The organism is Burkholderia sp. 4M9327F10 (assembly GCF_005503145.1).
Taxonomy (GTDB): domain Bacteria; phylum Pseudomonadota; class Gammaproteobacteria; order Burkholderiales; family Burkholderiaceae; genus Paraburkholderia.
Window position 1 is genome coordinate 1 of the sequence record NZ_SCNV01000010.1, and the last position, 17,341, is coordinate 17,341.

The following is a 17,341-nucleotide window of genomic DNA, read 5'->3' on the forward strand; positions in this document are numbered from 1 at the left end:
CCCAAAAATCCTCACCCCCCGCCCTTTCCGTTAAAATCTCCCGTTTAGCACTTTGCTCCACGGCCGCCTCGCGCGCCCCGGCGCCAGCGGCGCGGCCTCCATGCCCGAAAGGCACTTCATGCTCACGTTTCAGCAAATCATCCTGACGCTGCAATCCTATTGGGACAAGCAGGGTTGCGCGCTGCTCCAGCCGATCGATATGGAGGTCGGCGCGGGTACTTCCCACGTCCACACGTTCCTGCGCGCGGTCGGCCCGGAGCCGTGGCGCGCCGCCTACGTGCAGCCGTCGCGCCGCCCGAAGGACGGCCGCTACGGCGAGAACCCGAACCGCCTGCAGCACTACTACCAGTACCAGGTGGTGTTGAAGCCGGCGCCGGAAAACATCCTCGACCTGTACCTCGGCTCGCTCGAAGCCCTCGGCTTCGACCTCAAGCAGAACGACGTGCGCTTCGTGGAAGACGACTGGGAAAACCCGACGCTCGGCGCGTGGGGCCTCGGCTGGGAAGTGTGGCTAAACGGCATGGAAGTCACCCAGTTCACCTACTTCCAGCAAGTGGGCGGTCTGGACTGCAAGCCGGTGCTCGGCGAAATCACCTACGGGCTCGAGCGTCTGGCCATGTACCTGCAGAAGGTCGAGAATGTCTACGACCTGGTGTGGACCGAGTGGGAAGAGCAAGGCCCGAACGGCCCGGAACTGCGCCGCCTGTCCTACGGCGACGTGTACCACCAGAACGAAGTCGAGCAGTCCACCTACAACTTCGAATACGCGAACACCGATCTGCTGTTCACGTTCTTCAACAGCTACGAAGCGGAAGCGAAGCGCATGATGGAAGTGCCGCTCGCGCTGCCGGCCTACGAACTCGTACTGAAAGCCGGCCATACGTTCAACCTGCTCGACGCACGCGGCGCGATCTCGGTGACCGAGCGTGCGGCGTATATCGGCCGGATTCGCAATCTGTCGCGCCAGGTGGCGCAGGCATACTACGAATCGCGTGAGAAGCTCGGCTTCCCGATGCTCGGCAATCCGGTGCACGGCGTGCCCGGCCTCACCACGGACGAACAGGACGCCGCGATGCCCGCCTGGGCGCCGCCGCTCAAAGTCGAACGCAAGATCGACGCGGACTGACGAGAACACGAACACATGACTCATCCCCAACACGCCACCCTCCTCGTCGAACTGCTGACCGAGGAATTGCCGCCCAAGGCGCTCGCCCGTCTCGGCGACGCCTTCGCCGAAGGGATCGCCCAGCGCCTCGCCGCGCGCGACCTGATCGAAGGCGAGCTGTCGTTCGAACGTTACGCCACGCCGCGCCGTCTCGCCGTCACGATCAGGAACGTGCGCAGCGTTGCGCCGGAAAAGCACGTGCGCGAAAAAGTGCTGCCGGTATCGGTCGCGCTCGACAAGGACGGCCAGCCCACCGCGCCGCTCGCCAAGAAACTCGCCGCGCTGGGCTTCCCCGACTTCTCGGTGAACGATCTCGAGCGCGCCTCGGACGGCAAGGCCGACGCCTTCTTCCTGCGCTATGCCGCGCCGGGCGCAACGCTCGCAGAAGGCCTGCAAGCCGCGCTCGACGAAACGCTGAACGTCACGAAGCTGCCGATTCCGAAGGGCATGACGTATCAGCGTCCCGACGGCACCAATATCCAGTTCGTGCGTCCGGCGCATCGCCTGACGGTGTTGCACGGCGAACAGGTCGTGCCGGTCACGGCGCTCGGCATCGATTCCGACGACACCACGCTCGGCCATCGCTTCCTCTCCGACGGTCTGGTGGCGATCCAGCACGCCGATACGTATGCCGAAACGCTGCATCACAAAGGCCGCGTGGTCGCCAGTTTCGCTGATCGCAAGGAAGCCATCCGCGCCCACCTGCTCGCGCAGGCCGAGGGCGACAAGGTGGTAATGCCGGAAGCGCTGCTCGACGAAGTGACCTCGCTGGTCGAATGGCCGGTGGTCTACACCTGCCGTTTCGAGGACGAATTCCTGCAAGTGCCGCAGGAATGCCTGATCCTGACCATGCAGACGAACCAGAAGTACTTCGCGCTGACCGACGCCAGCGGCAAGCTGCGCTCGCGCTTCCTGATCGTCTCGAACATCGAGACGGCGACGCCAGGCGACATCGTCGAAGGCAATGAGCGCGTCGTGCGCCCGCGTCTGGCCGATGCGAAATTCTTCTTCGAGCAGGACAAGAAGAAGCCGCTCGCCGAGCGCGTGCCGCTGCTCGCCAACGTCGTGTATCACAACAAGCTCGGCTCGGCGCTGCAACGCGTCGAACGGGTTGAAGCGCTTGCAGGTGCGATTGCCGCCTTGACGAGCGCCGATGTCGCGCTCGCGAAGCGCGCCGCACGGCTCGCCAAGGCCGATCTGATCACCGACATGGTCGGTGAATTCCCCGAGCTGCAAGGCACAATGGGCACGTACTACGCGCGCCACGACGGCGAGCCGGAAGAAGTCGCGCTTGCGTGTACCGAGCACTATCAACCGCGCTTCTCCGGCGATGCCTTGCCGGCCACGGCAACCGGCACCGTCGTCGCACTGGCGGACAAGCTCGAAACGCTGGTTGGCATCTGGGGCATCGGCCTGCAACCGACTGGCGAGAAAGACCCGTTTGCACTGCGCCGCCATGCGCTCGGCGTGCTGCGGATTCTGGTCGAAAAGCAGTTGCCGGTCGATCTCGTCGAATTGCTGCGCAGCGCTTATGCGCAATTCGCCGCGGTGCCGAACGTCGCCGATTCGACGCAAGCCATCTACGAATTCTGCATGGACCGCCTGCGCGGCCTCCTGCGCGAACGCGGCTACTCGGCCGGTGAAATCGACGCGGTGCTGGCGCTCAATCCCACGCGCCTGAACGACATCGTCGCGCGTCTCGATGCGGTGCGCGAATTCTCGGCTCTCAGTGAAGCCGCTTCGCTTGCCGCGGCAAACAAGCGCATTTCGAACATCCTGAAGAAGTCGGACGGCGCGCCAGTGGGTGGCGTGCAAGTCAACCTGCTGAGCGAAGCCGCAGAAAAAGCCCTGTACGCGCAACTCGAACAGGTGGCCCCGCGCGTTCAGTCGCAACTGGCGGCGCACGACTACACGGGTGCGCTCACTGCACTCGCGGCCCTGCGCGAACCGGTCGACACGTTCTTCAACGACGTGATGGTCAACGCCGAAGATCCGGCGTTGCGCGCTAACCGTCTGGCCTTGCTCGGCGCACTGCATCAGCAGATGAACTGCGTTGCCGACATCTCCAGGCTCGCAGCCTAACCGACGCAACCAGGCGAGCGCGCTATGCCGACCAGCCCTAAAAAAGTCGTCGTCCTCGACCGCGACGGTGTGATCAACGTCGATTCGGACGCTTTCATCAAGTCGCCGGACGAGTGGGTCGCGCTGCCCGGCAGCCTCGAAGCGATTGCCCGGCTTAACCAGGCCGGCTATCGCATTGCGATTGCCACGAACCAGTCGGGCATTGGCCGGGGCCTGTTCGACATGAACGCGCTCAATGCGATGCATCTGAAAATGCATCGCATGGCTGCGGCGGTCGGCGGACGCATCGACGCGGTGTTCTTCTGCCCGCACACGGCTGAGGATCACTGCGAATGCCGTAAGCCGAAGCCCGGCATGCTGAAGATGATTGCCGAGCGTTTCGAGGCCGATCCGGAGGAGACACCGGTCGTAGGCGACTCGCTGCGCGATCTGCAAGCCGGCGCCGTGCTCGGCTTCGCGCCGCATCTGGTGCTGACCGGCAAGGGCCGCAAGACGCTCGAGGCTGGCGGCCTGCCGGAAGGCACCAAAGTCCACGACGATCTGCGCGCCTTCGCGCTCGACTTTCTCGCCACAGAACACGCCTGACGCGACCTCCGCGCGTCCTTAACACTGACTGCCCCGCCGATGCGCTTCCTCCGTTCGCTGCTGCTGCTGATCTACCTCGTGGTCTACACGATCCCCTACGCGATCGCCTGCTTCATCGCTTTTCCATTCATGCGCGCCGAGCGCCGCTACTGGATGGCAGCCGGCTGGTGCACATCGACGCTCGCCGTGGTGCGCCACCTGAACGGCATCGAGTACCGGATCGAGGGCTTCGAGAATCTCCCGGACGGCCCTGCCGTGCTGCTGTCGAAGCACCAGTCGGCCTGGGAGACGCTGGCGTTCCCGGCGCTGATGCCGCGGCCGTTGTGCTACGTGTTCAAGCGCGAACTGCTGTACGTCCCGTTCTTCGGTTGGGCGCTCGGCTTGCTGAAGATGGTGCATATCAATCGCAAGGACGGCAAGTACGCGTTCGAGTCCGTCACCACGCAAGGCAAGGCGCGCATGGAAGAAGGGGCGTGGATCATCATGTTTCCGGAAGGCACACGCACCCGCACCGGCACGCAAGGCAAGTACAAAACGGGCGGCGCGCGCTTCGCGGTAGCGACCGGCGCACCCGTCGTGCCGATCGCACACAACGCGGGACGTGTGTGGCCACGCAACTCGTTTCTCAAATATGCGGGTATAGTCACAGTGTCGATCGGCAAGCCGATCGAGACGAAGGGGCTCACGCCCGATGAAGTGAACACGCGCGTCGAAACGTGGATCGAAGCAGAGATGCGCCGCATCGATCCTGCCGCGTACCGTGCTGAAGCCGGCACGTCCGCCGCCGCTCGAATCTGACGCGCCCACGCCCTCGACGGCGTATTAGCGCCGGGGCGTATTGCCCGAAGCCGAAACCGATGCAGAAGTCTCCCACGCCGCAGCCCGCTGCGGCGCTCGATAGCCGGCAACTCGATCTGCCGCTCTTCGCCGAGCCGGCCCTCCCGCCGTCCACGCCGCCTTCGTCGCAGAAGCCGGACGCTCCCCGCGCGCCCGACGGCTCGAAGCTGCGCAGCCTGACGCTCGGCACGCAGACGCTCCACTATCAGTTGAAGCGCTCGTCGCGCCGCTCGATTGGTTTTGCGATCGACAGCAGCGGCCTGATGATCACCGCACCACGTTGGGTCACGCTGGCCGACATCGAAACCGCGATCAGCGAAAAGCAGCGCTGGATTTTCGCCAAGCTGATTGAATGGCAGACACGCGTCGAACAGCGCGCGCTGCCGCGGGTCGAATGGAAGGACGGCGCCCAGGTGCCGTACCTTGGGCAACCGGTGCGCGTGACGCTTGGTGCACCGCAAGGAACGCTCGCCTTCGATGCAGAGCAGGCCGCGCTCGCGCTGCCGTTACCGTTGCAGGCCGACCCGCAGCAGATCAAGGATCGCGTGCAAGGCTGGTTGCAAGGCGAAGCGAAACGCCTGTTCGGCGAGCGCCTGGCGATCTACGCCGAGAAGCTGGGGGTGAGCTATCGCGCCTACGCGCTATCGTCAGCGGCAACGCGTTGGGGCAGTTGTTCGAGCGACGGCAAGATCCGCCTCAACTGGCGGCTGATTCACTTCCCGCTTTCGATCATCGATTACGTCGTTGCCCACGAACTCGCGCATCTGCGCGAGATGAATCACAGCCCGCGCTTCTGGCAAACGGTCGAATCGATTTTTCCGGAATTCCGCGAAGCGCGGCAGACGCTCAAGCATCATCCGCCCGAGTTGCTGCCTACGCTGTGAAGTAAAAGTGCTGCAGCGAAGCGTTCATTCCGCGCAGAACGTTTCCTGCAGATGCAGCCACCGCACCGTGGCGTGCGCGTCCATTTCCAGCACCGCCGTCGAGCGCCGCAGGTTGCGCTCGCCGCCGTCGGATTGCCTTTCGTTGTACCGCACCACGGCCCCGCCCGGATACTGGGCAATGATCGTGCAGCCGGTAATCTCAATTTCGAAGTTCGGCCGCTTCCCGCCGTACTGCGCAAAAATCTCGCGCAGCGCCGGCCAGTCGAGCGTCGCGCCATTCGGCAGAATCATCGAAAATTGCGTGGAGAAATGCGCCATCAGGCGGTCCAGCGCACCCGCTTGCGCTGCGCCGGCATACCACGCCTGAACCGCGGCGTTGACGGCCTGGATCTCGTCGAAGTAGGGATTCGCGTCGCTCATCGTTGCTGTCCATGATTGCCGCCGACCGGCGCAGGTCGCGGCGCACCGCTCGCGTGAAGCTTATTGCTTCTTCTGGATGAACTCGATCTTGTAGCCGTCCGGATCGGTCACGAAAGCGATCACGGTAGTGCCGTGTTTCATCGGACCGGCTTCGCGCACAACTGTACCGCCTTGCGCCTTGATCTTGTCGCACGCCGCATACGCGTCTTCGACTTCGACTGCCAGGTGACCGAAACCGCTGCCGAGATCGTACGACTCGGTATCCCAGTTGTGGGTCAGCTCAAGCACGGTGCCATCGCTTTCGTCCTCATAGCCGACGAAGGCCAGCGTGAACTTGCCTTCCGGATAGTCGTTGCGGCGCAGCAGTTTCATGCCGAGCAATTCAGTGTAGAACTTGATGGAACGATCCAGGTTGCCGACCCGGAGCATGGTGTGAAGAAGGCGCATCGCGTACTCCCTGTTGCTTGATGTCGAGGACGTAAATGTACCAGGAATCGCACAACGTTGCTGCGGGCCTCGCCGGCTCGCGGATGTTGCGCTCCAGCAGAGCGCGAACGGAATACATTCGCACAAAGGGGTCATCGAACCCGGGGCGTGCCGCTTTTGTTATCGTAAGGCGGATGCTCGATCCCGCGCCTGTAGCCGGCGCTTCAGCGCCCCGCTTCCTGCCGACAATAACCATCCGATGAGCACCACCGCCCTGCCCGCGCGCCGCGCCCCCGACAGCTTTGCCATCCTGACCATGATCGCGCTCTGTGCGATCTGGGGCCTTCAGCAGGTGGCCATCAAGAGCACCAATACGTTTCTGCCGCCGATTTTTCAGGCGGGCGTGCGCTCCGCCATCGCCGCGCTGCTGGTGTGGGGCTGGGCGCGCACCCGCGGCACGCCGCTGTTCCGCGACGACGGGACACTCGGCGCCGGGTTGCTTGCCGGCGTGCTGTTTGCGGGCGAATTCGTGTGCATTTTCCTCGGCCTGACGCTGACCAGTGCCTCGCGCATGGCGGTATTCCTGTATACCGCACCGTGTTTCACGGCTCTGGGGCTGCATTGGTTCGTCGACGGCGAGCGCATGCGCCGCATCCAGTGGGCCGGCATCGTGGTCGCCTTTGCGGGCATGGCGCTGGCGTTCGCCGACGGCTTCACACACGCTCATGCAGGCAGTCAAAGCTCGACGCTCGCAGGTGTGACCGGCGACGCACTCGGCGTGCTAGCCGGGGTGGCATGGGCCGCAACAACGGTCGTAGTACGTGCGACCCGTCTTGCCCAGTCGAGCGCCAGCAAGACGCTGTTTTACCAGTTGGCGGTGTCGGCGGTGGCGCTGCTCGCACTGGCAGCGGGATTGGGGCAGGTGAAAGCGGCGACGATGACACCGATGGCGTTGCTTAGCCTCGGTTATCAGGCCGTGGTCGTCGCCTTCGTCAGCTATCTGGTCTGGTTCTGGCTGCTGACGCGCTACATTGCGTCGCGCCTGTCGGTGTTCTCGTTCCTGACGCCGCTGTTCGGCGTCACCTTTGGCGTGCTGCTGCTTGGGGAATCGTTCAGCGTGCGGTTTCTGCTCGCCGCACTGCTGGTGCTGGCCGGCATCGCGCTCGTCAATGCCCCGGCGCGGCGGCGCGGCGCCTAGCGCTTAGCGCCTGGGCGCCGCGGCCACCAGTTGCGCCACCTGGACATACTCGGCAACCGGCACGTCCTCGGCACGGCGTTGCAGATCGAAGCCGATCGCCTCGAAGTCCACCACATGGCGTAACGCAGCGAGCGTATTGCGCAGCATCTTGCGACGCTGCGAGAACGCCGCGGTCACGACTTCGCCAAGCACCTGCTCGTCGACCTGAGGCATTTCATGCGGCTCGTACGGGATCATCCTCACGATCGCCGAATCGACCTTGGGCGGTGGCTGGAACGACTCAGGCGGCACATCGAGCTGCTTGTCGATCACATAGCGGTACTGCAGCATCACCGAGAGGCGGCTAAACGCCTTGCTGCCCGGCTCCGCCACCATCCGCTCGACCACCTCGTTCTGCAGCATGAAGTGCTGATCGATTACGCAATGTGCGAACGTAGCGAGATGGAACAGCAGCGGGCTTGAGATGTTGTACGGCAGGTTGCCGACAATGCGCAGCGTTGGCTTGCCGTCCGGCGCATCGGGCGCGGCCAGCGAGCCGAAGTCGAAATCGAGCGCATCGCCCGAATGCAGTTCGAGCAGGTCGCCAAACTTCTTCTTGAGCCGCACGATCAGGTCGCGATCCAGCTCGACTGCATGCAGCGGCGCTTCGGGCGTGGCGAGGCGCTCGATCAGCGGCTCGGTGAGGGCGCCGAGCCCCGGTCCGATTTCGACCATACGTTCGCCGCGTTGCGGACGAATCACGTCGACAATCGAATCGATCACGCCGGTATCGACCAGAAAATTCTGTCCGAAACGCTTGCGCGCGAAATGGCCCTGGTGCTGTCTGCTGGTGGACATCGAATGACGCTACAAAAAAGGAACGAAAAAACTCAGGCCGCGCGACGGTGGCGCGCCATCGAAACAGCGGTGTCGATGGCGGCAATCAGGCTGCCCGAATCCGCGCGGCCGGTGCCTGCGAGGTCGAGCGCCGTGCCGTGATCGACCGAGGTGCGGATGATCGGCAAGCCGAGCGTGATGTTGATGCCTTCGCCGAAGGTCGCGTATTTCAGGACCGGCAGGCCCTGATCGTGGAACATCGCCAGCACGCAATCGGCTTCGTTCAGGTAACGCGGCTGGAACAGCGTGTCGGCGGGATACGGGCCGCGGGCGTCGATGCCCTCGCCGTTCGCGAGCTTCAGGGCGGGCGCGATGACGTCGATTTCCTCGTGACCCAGGTAGCCGTTTTCACCCGCGTGCGGGTTCAGCCCGGTCACGAGAATACGCGGCGCCGGCAAGCCGAAATGGTGGCGCAGGTCGTGGTCGATGATGCGCAGCGTGCCGACGATGCTCTCCACCGTCAGCGCCGCCGAAACGTCCTTGAGCGGCAGGTGCGTGGTGGCAAGCGCGACCCGCAGCGGCCGCTGGCCGGTGCCGGCCAGCATCATCACCACGTGCGGCGTGTGCGTACGCTCAGCCAGATACTCGGTGTGACCGGTGAACGGCACACCGGCATCGTTGATGGTGCTCTTTTGCAGCGGCGCGGTGACGATTGCGTCGAACTGGCCGGCCACCGCGCCGTCGATGGCGCTATCGAGCAGATTCAGCACGTAGCGCCCGTTGGCGGCGTCGAGCTTGCCCGCCTGCGACGGCACGCCAAGCGGCTGATGCTGCACGCGGATGCGCGCTTGTGCGGCGCCGGAGAGCGCCTCCCAATTCACGCCGACCGCGCGGGCCCGCTCGGCAAGCAGTCCCGCATCGCCCAATACGGTGAAATGCGCGTCGGGCCAGTGCGCGGCCGCCCCCGCCAACGCCTGCACGGCCAGCTCGGGACCGACGCCGGCGGGTTCGCCGGTCGTGATCGCGATCTGCAGCGCGGCGCGGGACGATTGGGCGGCCGTTGTCATGAGACTTATTGCAGGCTCGGCTTGCCGACCTTCACGTCGACATAAGCGGTATCGCGCAATTCACGCAGCCAGTCCGCGTAGGCCTGTTCCGCCTTGCGCTGGCCGATCGCCTGACGCGCCAGATCCATCTGCTGCGCCACCGACCCTTCCGCCTCGCGGCGGCCCAGCACCTGGATCAGGTGGTAGCCGTATTCGCTGCGCACCGGCTCGCTGATCTGGCCGTCCTGCAGGCTGTTCATGGCGCGCTCGAATTCCGGCACGGTCTCACCCGGGCTGATCCAGCCGAGATCGCCGCCTTGCGAGGCCGAACCGTCCTGCGAATAGGTGCGCGCGAACTTGGCGAAGTCGCCGCCTTCGGAAATTTCACGCTTGATTTCGAGCAGTTTCTGACGCGCCGCCGGTTCCGACATACCGTCGCCGACACGCAGCAGGATGTGGCGCACATGAGTTTGCGTGAGATGGGTCGAATCGGAGCTCGCGGCGCCTTGCGCGGCGCGGCGCTCAACGAGGCGCATGATCTCGAAACCGTCCGCGGTGCGGATCAGGTCCGGATTCACTTCGCCCGGACGCAGCGTCGCAGCCGCCTTCACGAACTCAGGCGGCAGTTGCGTGGTGGACTGGAAGCCCATGTCGCCGCCCTTCGATGCGTCGGCTGCCTGCGAATCGGACTTGGCGAGCTTCTCGAACTTCGTGTCGCCCGTGGTGGCCTGTTGCAGGATGGCCTGGGCCTTCTGCTCGGCCGCGACGATATCGCTTTGCGCCGCGTTGGCCGGCACCTTCACGAGGATGTGTTCGAGGTGCAGGTCGCTCGTCAGGCCGACGTTCGGCCCACGCTGGCTGGCAATGTAGTTGGCCACTTCGGCATCCGACACCGTCACCTTGCTATCCACTTCCTTTTCACGCAGACGCGACAGGATCAGCTCCGTGCGGGCATCGCGCGTAAAGGTCGACCAGGGCACGCCCTGGGCCTCGATCTTCGAGCGGTACACGTCGAGCGGCAGGTTGTTCGCCGCAGCGAGCCTCTCGAGCGTCTTCTGCACGGCGGCGTCGTCGACGGTGATGTTGTCTTCCTTGGCGCGCTGCAACTGGATGCGCTCCAGCACCATCTGGTTCAGCACCTGCTGACGCAACTGGTCGGTCGGCGGAATCGGTGCATTTTGCTGCTGCAGACGGTGCGCGATCAGGCCGACGCGCTCGTCGAGCTCGCGCTGCGTAATCACGCCGTCATTGACCACGGCGGCGATCGTATCGACCGTCTGGCCGTTGTTGACCGCCACCGGCGCCTGCCGCGCCGCGTTAGGCAGATCCTGCGCCTGTGCTGGCGCGACCGACAGGAAAGAGGCCGCAGCGGCCAGACCGGCCGCGAGCGATGCCAAGCGAAGCTTTTTCATGATTCCCACAGATACTCCAATGATGTCGGGCGCGCCCCGCCCGTCTTTGCGCATTCTATAGACGTTCACACAACCGTCAGTCGTAATTGGTAAAACGCGCCTCCGGCGCCGGAGGCGGCGGCAGTGGCGTATAGCCCGGCACGCCGGAGCGGAATGCGTTGATCAAGCCGTTGTCGACGCTCGACAAGCCCTTGAACGTAATCTGCGCCAGTAACCGCGTTCCCTGGGTCGGCTGATTCGTGCTGTTGACGCCGTCGGCGTATCGCTGCACGCCAATGCCCAACACCCAGCAATCCGCATCGTACTGCAGGCCGATCAGGCTATCGACGATCGCGTGCCCCTGCAGATCGTAGTTCAGGCGCGCCACACTATACACGTGGTGCGTCAGCGGCCACTGTGCCGAAATGGTGATCTGGTTGACCGGCGTGTTGTCCAGCGTCGTATCGGCACGCGTGTACCGATAGGCAAGGTTGATCACCTTGCCCGATTCCGGGCTGAAACCGAAGCCGATACTGCTCTGGGTAAGCCGGTTATTGTCCGCATTATATTGGACCGCGGTTTCCGACGCGAAACCGGCCCCGAGCTTGAGCGAAGCCCCGGCAATCAGGTCCGAGTGGGTGGCCTGCGCGGGCGTCTGCGTCGGCAGCAGCGTGACGCGCTGGTCCTGGAAGTAGTACTGCTGCGCCAGCACGAAACGCGCGCGCTCGTCGCCCGTAGCCGGGTTGATGAAACGCGTGGTGATGGCAGCCGTCAGACGGTTCGCATCGGCGATCCGGTCGTCGCCGACGAACGTATTCGGCGTGAACATCTCCGCCAGCCCGAAGTCCGCGTCAGCGGTATCGAACAGCGGCGCGAACGACTGATTGCGGTACGGGGTGTAGACGTAGTACAGCCGCGGTTCGAGGGTCTGAATGTAGTCTTGACCGAACAGCTGCACCGAACGCTCGAAAATCAGGCCGGTGTCGAACGAGAAGGTCGGGACCGACTCGGTAAAATTCTTCGGTTGGCCAGCCGGCGAGCCGGTGCCGATATTGCTCAGGTCGTACGACGCGAAGTGCCACTGCACCTTCGGCGTCACGAAGTAACCCGGGCCCACCACCGAATACGACACGTACGGGTCGAAGGTGATCCGGTCGCCTTCGGTCGAATCCGCGGTCGTGATACGGAAACGCGAGAAGTCCCCGACCGCGCCGTAATCGAAGCCGCCGATGTTGTACTGGGCGTATTTGACGTTCAGTTCGGGTTCACGCCCATACGGCGCGGTCGAAGGGTAGAGCGTCTGCCAGTTCTGCTCGCGCGCCAGCACCGACCACGGGCCGTTGTTGTACGTCAGCCCTGCTTCCTGCTGGTACAGCAGCTGCGTACCGTTGAGGATCTGGCTGGACACCGAGCCAAGGTCTTCCGGAAACTGGCTGTCCGAGACCTTGTTGTAGTAGATGTAGCCGCCGAAACCGTTACCGAAGTTCTGGTTATGCTGGATGAACAGCGCGTAACGGTTGGTCTTCGTGATCGCGTCGTCCGGCAGGAACGTGCCGCTGATCGTGCCGGAGTAGTTCGGCGACAGATAGCGGAATGTCTCGTTCAGCTCCAGACCACGCTTCGAGATGTAGTTCGGCGTCAACAACAAGTCGCGGTTCGGCGCGATATTGAAGTAGTACGGCAGGTTTATCTCGAACCCGTTGGTCGAGCCGAGCGAGAAGGTGGGCGGCAGGAAGCCGCTGCGCCGGTCGCCGGACAACGGGAACGACAGCCACGGCGAACCGAAGATCGGCACACCCTGGAAGAACACCACGGCGTTGTGCGCCACGCCTTCGTCGGCGCCGGTATCGAAATCGAACTCGCTGCCGCGGATATACCATGCCGGATTGCTCTCGCACTGACACGCCGTATAGGTGCCCTGCGAGAAAACCGAGCGTTCATTGTCGAGCATGTCGACACGCGCCGCGCTACCCGAGCCGCCCGTCATGTTGAAGTGGTACTTCGGCGTGGTCATGTAACCCTCGCTCGAATCCACCTGCATATGCGCTTCCGGCCCCACGAAGCTCGTGCCGCTGTTGATCACACGCACCTTGCCGTATGCGTCGGCCATGTCGGTGTCTTGATCGTAGTGCAGCGCGTCGGCCTTGATCGTGAAGGTGGGACGGCGCACTTCGGCCGAACCCTTGGCGGCAAGGTCCTGGTCCGTGGTGCCGCTCGTGTAGTCGCCCAGCACGAAGGTCGCCGGCTTCTGGTCCGGCTGCAACGGATGCTCTTCGAGCTGCGGGGCAAGCCGCATGCCCCACGGCGCGTCGATCGGCTGCGGTTGCGCCGCGTCGCCCGACAACTGGGCGTGCGAAAGCGCGGGCATCAGGCCCGGCACGGCAAGCAACGCCGCGACGAGCCGCCTTCGGCGTGGCACACCACCGCGAAAGGGAGTCGTTTGGGAAAGCTGTCTAGGCGGCATGTATCGTTTGGCGAATCGACCCGGGTGCCAGCTCCTGCAATCACAGTCCTCCGCCTGAGCAGCCCGGCCATGACGGTCGGCTACCCATCAATCAATATTTACAACCGGTCGAACGATGAGGCGGGCGGCAAAGCGGGATGAGCGAAAGCTGGCGCGAGTCGCGTCAAAAAAGTCGTGGGGTATTATATGGCAAGACGTTGCCCCCCTGAATTTGCCTTCCGGTTTTCATGACGCTGCCCCTCGCCTCCCAATCCTCCGACACCCGACTGTCCTTGCTCACTGCCTGGCTGCAAAGTCACGCGAACCGTTATGCGCTCGACCTGACAACGCTCGCGCCCGCCTCCAGCGACGCCAGTTTCCGCCGTTATTTCCGGCTGGCGGGTAAGGATGCGGAAGACGCCACGGGCACGACGCTGATCGCCGTCGACGCCCCGCCGCCGGAAAAGTGCCGCGAATTTGTGCAAGTCGCGCAGTTGCTAAGCACGGCCGGCGTGAATGTGCCGCGGGTGCTGGAGGTGGATTTCGAGGCCGGCTTCATGCTCGTCACCGATCTGGGCACCACGTCCTACCTCAGTGCGCTGACGCCGGACAACGCGAAGACGCTGATGCGCGACGCGCTCGACGCGCTGATCCGCTGGCAGCTCGCCTCACAACCGGACGTGCTGCCGCCCTTCGACGAAGCCTTCCTGCGCCGCGAAATGGAGCTGTTGCCGGAGTGGTTCATCGGCCGCCATCTGGGCCGCGAAGTCGACGAAAAGACCCGCGGCGTGCTCGACCGCACCTTCGCACTGCTGGTCGCCAGCGCCCAGGCGCAGCCGCAGGTGTTCATGCTGCGCGATTTCATGCCGCGCAACCTGATGGTGATGCCCGCGCCCAATCCGGCGAACCCCGGCGTACTCGACTTCCAGGACGCTGTCTATGGGCCGATCACGTATGACGTCGCCTCGCTGTTGCGCGACGCATTCCTGAGCTGGGATGAGGAGTTCGAGCTCGACTGCTTCGCGTACTACTGGGAGCACGCGAAAAAGGCCGGCCTGCCGGTCGATGCGGATTTCGGCGAGTTCTACCGGCAACTCGAATGGATGGGCCTGCAGCGGCACATCAAGGTGCTGGGCCTGTTTTGCCGGATCAATTACCGGGACCACAAGCCGCACTACATGAAGGACCTGCCGCGCTTTATCGGCTATGCACGCAAAGTGGCCGAGCGTTACCGGCCGCTGGCGCCGTTCGCAAAGCTGCTCGACGAGCTGGAAGGCCGTGCCGCCGAAGTCGGTTATACCTTCTGAGCTTCCTGAGCCCTGCGCACAATGACGACTCTGACCAAAGCGATGATCTTTGCCGCCGGGCGCGGCGAACGGATGCGCCCGTTGACGGACCATACCCCGAAGCCGCTGCTCGAAGCGGGCGGCAAACCGCTGATTGTCTGGCAGATCGAGCGGCTCGCGCATGCCGGCTTCCGGACCATCGTGATCAATCATGCGTGGCTTGGCGAGCGCATCGAGGCGGCGCTGGGCGACGGCTCGCGCTGGGGCGTGCAATTGCGTTATTCGCCCGAGCAGGAAGCGCTTGAGACAGCCGGCGGCATCGCGCAGGCGCTGCCGCTGCTGGAAGACGGCGCAGCAAGCGAGATCTTTCTCGGCGTAGCCGGCGACGTCTACGCCGATTTCGATTACGCGCGCCTGCATGTGCACGCCGGGCGGCTCGCGAGCCTGGCCGAACCTGGCATGCATCTGGTGATGGTGCCGAATCCGCCGTTTCATCCGAATGGAGATTTCGGCCTCGTCGACGGGGTCGTGTCCAACGATGCGCAGCCGCGGCTCACCTTCGGTAGCATCGCCTTGTACGACACGCGCATGTTCCGCGGCTTGCCGCCCGGCACGCGCTGCGCGCTGACGCCGTACTACAAGGAGACCATCGCACGCGGACTGGCGAGCGGTGAGCTGTATGAAGGTGTGTGGGAGAACGTCGGCACACCTGAGCAGTTGCAGGAACTGGACGAACGGCTACGGCTCGCCACCGCGACTCCCGGCATCGCTAGGCAGTAACGGCCTAGCGCCCGCTGTCACCCGCAGTCACCGCGTCAGGCGTAGCCTCGGCTTGCGCCGCGCGCTGCTGTTGCAGCGCCCACATCTGCGCAAACAAACCTCCTGCCTGCAGCAACTCCGCATGCGTGCCACGCTCGACAATGCGCCCCTTGTCCATCACGATGATCTGCTGCGCGTGCACCACCGTCGACAAACGGTGCGCGATGATCAGCGTGGTCCGTTCGCGGGCAATCTGATCGAGTTCGTGCTGGATCGCGCGCTCGGAGCGTGAATCGAGGGCGGAGGTCGCCTCGTCGAACAGCAGGATCGGCGGGTTCTTCAGGATCGTGCGGGCAATCGCCACGCGCTGCTTTTCACCCCCCGACAGTTTCAGCCCACGCTCGCCGACCGCCGTCTCGTAACCGTTCGGCAAGCCCTCTATGAACTCGTGAATATGCGCCGCCCGTGCCGCCGCGATTACTTCGTCGCGCGCCGCGCTCGGCCGGCCATAGGCGATGTTGTAGTAGATCGAGTCGTTGAACAGCACCGTATCCTGCGGCACGATGCCGATTGAAGCCCGCAGCGAGTCTTGTGTCACATCGCGGATATCCTGGCCGTCGATCGTAATTGCGCCGCCCGTCGCCCGGTCCAGATCGTAGAAGCGGAACATCAGGCGCGCGAGCGTCGACTTGCCGGAGCCGCTGTGGCCGACCACCGCTGTGGTTGTGCCGGCCGGGATCGTAAAACTCACGTCATGCAGAATCTGCCGCGCAGGCTCATAAGCGAAGTTGACATGCTCGAAACGCACCTGCGCACCGCCGACCACGAGCTCCTGCGCGTCAGGCGCATCGGGCACTTCCTGCGGTGCGCCAAGCAACGTGAACATGCGGTCCATGTCGGTGAGACTCTGCTTCAGTTCGCGATACACCACGCCGAGGAAATTCAGCGGAATGTAGAGCTGCAACATAAACGTATTGATCAGCACCAGATCGCCGAGCGTCAGCTTGCCCGCCATCACACCCTGGGTCGCGCGCCACAGGATGAAAACCAGCCCCGTGCCGATAATCGCCTGCTGCCCGAAGTTGAGCACCGACAGCGAGTTCTGCGACTTGATCGCGGCGGCCCGGTAGCGCTTCAGGTTCTCGTCGTAGCGCTGCGCTTCCCACTCTTCGTTGCCGAAATACTTGACGGTCTCGTAGTTGAGCAGCGAGTCGATTGCCCGCGAGTTGGCGCGCGAATCGAGATCGTTCATCGTGCGGCGGAAGTGCGTGCGCCACTCGGTCATCTTCACGGTGAAGGTGATGTAGACCGCCAACGCCACGAACGTGACGACCGCGTAGTACACCTCGTATTTGACGACAAAGAAGCCCAGCACGAGCCCCACTTCCACCAGCGTGGGCAGGATGCTGTAGAGCGAATACGAAATGAGCTGCGTAATGCCGCGTGTGCCGCGCTCGATGTCGCGCGACATGCCGCCCGTCTGCCGCTCGAGGTGAAAGCGCAGCGAGAGCCCATGCAGATGGCGAAACACTTTGAGCGCGAGCTGGCGCACCGCGCTTTGCGTGACTTTCGAAAACAGGATCTCGCGCAGCTCGGTAAACAGCGACGTCGACAGCCGCACCACCGCATACGCGACCACCAGCAAGCCGACCCCGCCCAGCAGCACGATGGCCGGCGCGTGATCGGCGCGGCCGAGCGCCGTCAGATGCCGCACCGCGGCAAGGCTGTCGACGATCCGCTTCATCACGATCGGCACGCCCAGATTGGCGACCTTGGCGCCGATCAGGCAAGCCAGCGCCAGCACGACCCGGCCCTTATAGGTGGCGAGGTACGGCAGCAGCGAAACGATCGTCTGCCAGTCGTTGCGCGGCTGGGTCGAGATCGGCGAGGGTTCGGAGGGAGCGGAATAGCGGCGCATTGGGGGTCGGCTGGGGTGGGGCGGAACAGACAGAGGCAACAGTGGCGCGCGCCGCTCATGACAGACTTATTGGCGCGGCGACCCG

General features: G+C 64.1%; 15 protein-coding genes. 8 read left to right on the forward strand and 7 right to left on the reverse strand.

Going from position 1 to position 17,341, the window contains the following annotated elements:
* Positions 1-118: 118 nt before the first annotated feature.
* Genes glyQ through FFS45_RS12255 form a run of 5 tightly spaced genes read left to right on the forward strand, consistent with a single transcriptional unit; the run spans position 119 to position 5,553 of the window.
* Positions 119-1,126: a glycine--tRNA ligase subunit alpha gene (gene glyQ / locus FFS45_RS12235; protein ID WP_137955062.1), complete on the forward strand. Its 1,008-nt coding sequence runs from the start codon at positions 119-121 to the stop codon at positions 1,124-1,126.
* Between the two features lie 15 nt (positions 1,127-1,141).
* A complete protein-coding gene (gene glyS, locus FFS45_RS12240; RefSeq protein WP_137954909.1) occupies positions 1,142-3,247 on the forward strand; it encodes a glycine--tRNA ligase subunit beta in 2,106 nt (701 codons plus the stop codon).
* Positions 3,248-3,271: 24 nt separating this feature from the next.
* Positions 3,272-3,832 carry a D-glycero-beta-D-manno-heptose 1,7-bisphosphate 7-phosphatase gene (gene gmhB / locus FFS45_RS12245; protein ID WP_137954910.1) on the forward strand — a complete coding sequence of 187 codons (561 nt, stop codon included), beginning with the start codon at positions 3,272-3,274 and terminating at the stop codon, positions 3,830-3,832.
* 39 nt (positions 3,833-3,871) lie between these two features.
* The gene (locus FFS45_RS12250) at positions 3,872-4,630 is read left to right on the forward strand and encodes a lysophospholipid acyltransferase family protein (protein ID WP_137954911.1); all 759 of its coding nucleotides are present in this window, start codon (positions 3,872-3,874) and stop codon (positions 4,628-4,630) included.
* Positions 4,631-4,689: 59 nt separating this feature from the next.
* Entirely contained in the window at positions 4,690-5,553 is an 864-nt protein-coding gene (locus FFS45_RS12255; protein WP_137954912.1) for a SprT family zinc-dependent metalloprotease, read from the forward strand.
* A gap of 24 nt (positions 5,554-5,577) precedes the next feature.
* On the opposite strand, the gene FFS45_RS12260 is transcribed toward FFS45_RS12255, so the two are convergent.
* Together FFS45_RS12260 and gloA are read right to left on the reverse strand one after the other, a co-directional pair.
* Complete coding sequence (locus tag FFS45_RS12260; protein ID WP_137954913.1) at positions 5,578-5,973, reverse strand: nuclear transport factor 2 family protein; 396 nt, start codon at positions 5,971-5,973, stop codon at positions 5,578-5,580.
* Positions 5,974-6,033: 60 nt separating this feature from the next.
* The gene (gene gloA / locus FFS45_RS12265) at positions 6,034-6,420 is read right to left on the reverse strand and encodes a lactoylglutathione lyase (RefSeq protein WP_137954914.1); all 387 of its coding nucleotides are present in this window, start codon (positions 6,418-6,420) and stop codon (positions 6,034-6,036) included.
* Positions 6,421-6,658: 238 nt separating this feature from the next.
* Here gloA and FFS45_RS12270 point away from each other — a divergent pair, with 238 nt between their 5' ends.
* A complete protein-coding gene (locus tag FFS45_RS12270; RefSeq protein ID WP_137954915.1) occupies positions 6,659-7,597 on the forward strand; it encodes a DMT family transporter in 939 nt (312 codons plus the stop codon).
* A gap of 3 nt (positions 7,598-7,600) precedes the next feature.
* On the opposite strand, the gene rsmA is transcribed toward FFS45_RS12270, so the two are convergent.
* From rsmA to FFS45_RS12290, 4 genes are all read right to left on the reverse strand, one after another.
* Positions 7,601-8,434 carry a 16S rRNA (adenine(1518)-N(6)/adenine(1519)-N(6))-dimethyltransferase RsmA gene (rsmA, locus tag FFS45_RS12275; RefSeq protein WP_137954916.1) on the reverse strand — a complete coding sequence of 278 codons (834 nt, stop codon included), beginning with the start codon at positions 8,432-8,434 and terminating at the stop codon, positions 7,601-7,603.
* Positions 8,435-8,466: 32 nt separating this feature from the next.
* Entirely contained in the window at positions 8,467-9,480 is a 1,014-nt protein-coding gene (pdxA, locus tag FFS45_RS12280; RefSeq protein ID WP_137954917.1) for a 4-hydroxythreonine-4-phosphate dehydrogenase PdxA, read from the reverse strand.
* A gap of 5 nt (positions 9,481-9,485) precedes the next feature.
* On the reverse strand, positions 9,486-10,880 hold the full coding sequence (locus FFS45_RS12285) for a peptidylprolyl isomerase (protein WP_137954918.1): 1,395 nt from the start codon (positions 10,878-10,880) through the stop codon (positions 9,486-9,488).
* A gap of 67 nt (positions 10,881-10,947) precedes the next feature.
* Positions 10,948-13,314 carry an LPS-assembly protein LptD gene (locus FFS45_RS12290; RefSeq protein WP_137954919.1) on the reverse strand — a complete coding sequence of 789 codons (2,367 nt, stop codon included), beginning with the start codon at positions 13,312-13,314 and terminating at the stop codon, positions 10,948-10,950.
* A gap of 227 nt (positions 13,315-13,541) precedes the next feature.
* On the opposite strand from FFS45_RS12290, the gene FFS45_RS12295 reads away from it, so the two are divergent.
* Positions 13,542-14,600: a phosphotransferase gene (locus FFS45_RS12295; RefSeq protein WP_137954920.1), complete on the forward strand. Its 1,059-nt coding sequence runs from the start codon at positions 13,542-13,544 to the stop codon at positions 14,598-14,600.
* A gap of 21 nt (positions 14,601-14,621) precedes the next feature.
* A complete protein-coding gene (murU, locus tag FFS45_RS12300; protein WP_137954921.1) occupies positions 14,622-15,359 on the forward strand; it encodes an N-acetylmuramate alpha-1-phosphate uridylyltransferase MurU in 738 nt (245 codons plus the stop codon).
* Between the two features lie 4 nt (positions 15,360-15,363).
* Here the strand turns inward: murU and FFS45_RS12305 are convergent, their stop codons facing one another.
* A complete protein-coding gene (locus tag FFS45_RS12305; protein WP_137954922.1) occupies positions 15,364-17,256 on the reverse strand; it encodes an ABC transporter ATP-binding protein/permease in 1,893 nt (630 codons plus the stop codon).
* Positions 17,257-17,341: the final 85 nt, after the last annotated feature.